This is a genomic window from Arenimonas sp. (assembly GCF_019459675.1).
Lineage (GTDB): Bacteria > Pseudomonadota > Gammaproteobacteria > Xanthomonadales > Xanthomonadaceae > Arenimonas.
Genome location: NZ_JAIBFH010000054.1, coordinates 1 through 2,025, shown reverse-complemented (window position 1 = coordinate 2,025; position 2,025 = coordinate 1). Strand labels below are relative to the sequence as shown.

At 71.2% G+C, this 2,025-nt stretch carries 2 protein-coding genes; one reads left to right on the top strand and one right to left on the bottom strand.

The window, feature by feature from the left end; genetic code table 11:
* The coding region (locus tag K0M70_RS02110) for a DPP IV N-terminal domain-containing protein (protein WP_290778656.1) at positions 1-1,515 on the bottom strand (1,515 nt) is incomplete at its 3' end.
* Between the two features lie 119 nt (positions 1,516-1,634).
* On the opposite strand from K0M70_RS02110, the gene K0M70_RS02105 reads away from it, so the two are divergent.
* Positions 1,635-1,889 (top strand): YcgL domain-containing protein, encoded by a 255-nt coding sequence (locus K0M70_RS02105; RefSeq protein WP_290778654.1) that lies wholly within the window; start codon positions 1,635-1,637, stop codon positions 1,887-1,889.
* Positions 1,890-2,025 lie beyond the last annotated feature (136 nt).

Below are 2,025 nucleotides of genomic sequence, written 5' to 3'. Positions count from 1 at the left end.
GCCGCCGGCTACCGGCTGCACCGCCAGCTGCGGCGGCGTGTGGTGGGCCGACCAGCGCAGCAGCAGCTGGCTGCCGTCGGGCGAGAGGCTGAAGCCCTCGACGCCGTCGAGCGCGGTGATCTCGCGCACGTCGCCGCCGTTGCCCGGCACCGCGCACACCTCGTAGTCACCCGGACGCTCACGGTTGCAGACGACGTACGCCGTGGCCCCATCGGGCGACCACACCGGCGACGACGCTTCCCAACGGCCCGACGTCAGCCGCTTGGCAGGTTGGCCGGGCACGGCGGTGTACAGGTGCGAATAGCCCGACTCCTCCGACAGGTACCACAGCGTGCGGCCGCCCGGCAGCCAGCCGAAGTCGTTGAAGTTCCAGTTGATCCAGGCCTGGTCGGTGAGCCGGTGCGCTGACTTCAGCCTGGCTGCGGCGAGGTCAACGGTGGCGATCCAGCGGTCCTTGTTGTCCACCGCACGCACCATCACGGCGATCGCGCTGCCGTCGTCGTTCCACTGCAGCGTGTCCACCCGCACGGTGCGTTCACCCTTGAGCGGGTCGAGCTTGGCCGCCTTGCGCAGCGCGGCCAGCGGGTCGGTGGTGATGCCCGGCAAGTCCGACGTCGCCAGGTCGCGAACGCTGCCGTCACGCAGGTCCACCAGCTTGAGCTGGTGGCCAAGCGGCGGGTTGCGGCCGACGCGCACTCGCACGTCCTCCATTTCCTCGTAGCCCGATTCGGTGACGTACTTGGGCATCTTGCCGGCCTGGCCGGTTTCGGCGCCTTTTTCGGTGGTGACCACCACCAGCCAGCGGCTGTCGGGCGACAGCGCGGTGTCGGCGATCTCGATCTTTTCGCCCAGGTAAACCGGAGCCGCCGCGCGCGTGGGGTCGGTGCGGCGGTTGGCCTCGGCCTGGTCGCGCAGGGCGTCGCGCTGCTGTTTCTCGAGCGCCAGCGCTGCGCTCAGGCGCAGCTGCTGGTCGCGAAGCACGTCGGCTTCGGGCGCCGCCGCGGGATCCTTGACGGCGCGCGGCAGCGCCACCGGCTGCGCCAGGCCGGTATCGGGCGACCAGCGGAACCAGTCGTTGCCCACGCGCCAGACCACGCCGCGGCCATCGGCGGCAAAGCGCGGTGCAGCTTCCAGCTCGGCGCTGCGCGTGAGCTGCTGCAGACCGCCGCCGATCTGGCGCAGGAACACGTCGCCGTTGCGCACGAACAGCGCGCGCCGGCGGCTGGCGTCGTACACCACCTGGGCGCCATCGATGTCGGCCTGGGCCGCGCCTTCCACCCGCACCGGGTCGCCGCCGGCCACCGGCAACGTCCACGTGTCGCGCACCGGCGAGCCTTCGCGCTTGAGGGTGTAGTGGGCGCGCGTGCCGTCCAGCGACCACCAGGCCGACTCCACCGGCGGACCGATCCAGTCCGGGTGCGCCATGGCCTGGTCCAGGGTCAACGGCGTGTCTTGCGCCAGCGCCGGGGCGGCGCAGGCCGCGAGCAGGGCGAGGACGGTCAGGCGATGGCGCATGGTGGCTCCGGGCGGTCGAATGAGCGGGCAAGCCTAGCAAAGCCCGCGTGGAGAACGCCCGTGCTGCTTTTCCCATGCTGCGTTTGCGGCGACAATCATCCGAACACCCGGGCGAACCCATGCAAACCTACGTCTACAAGTCCCTGCGCAAGGACAACACCTACGTTTACCTGTGCAAGCGGGACGACTTCGAGGTGATCCCCGAGTCCGTGCGCAACCCGCTGGGTGAGCTGGTGTTCGTGCTGGAGTTCGCCCTCACCAGTGAGCGCAGGCTGGCCCAGTCCGATCCGGCGGTGGTGCGCGCCAACCTGGCGGCGCACGGCTTCCACCTGCAGTTCCCGCCCACCCTGCCGGACCCGATGGTCGATGGCTGAATCCCCGCGCAAGGCGTCGGCCTGGGCCTGGCTGGCGCTGGGCGCCGGGCTGTCCCTGCTGCCTCTGTGGGCGCATCCGGTGGCGCTGCTGGGCTCCTGGCTGGCGCAGCCGGCGCTCGCGCTGGGCCTGGGCGGC

Excerpts from the sequence above, each read along its gene's own strand:
- K0M70_RS02105 (WP_290778654.1), top strand. The coding sequence starts at position 1,635 with ATGCAAACCTACGTCTACAAGTCCCTGCGCAAGGACAACACCTACGTT.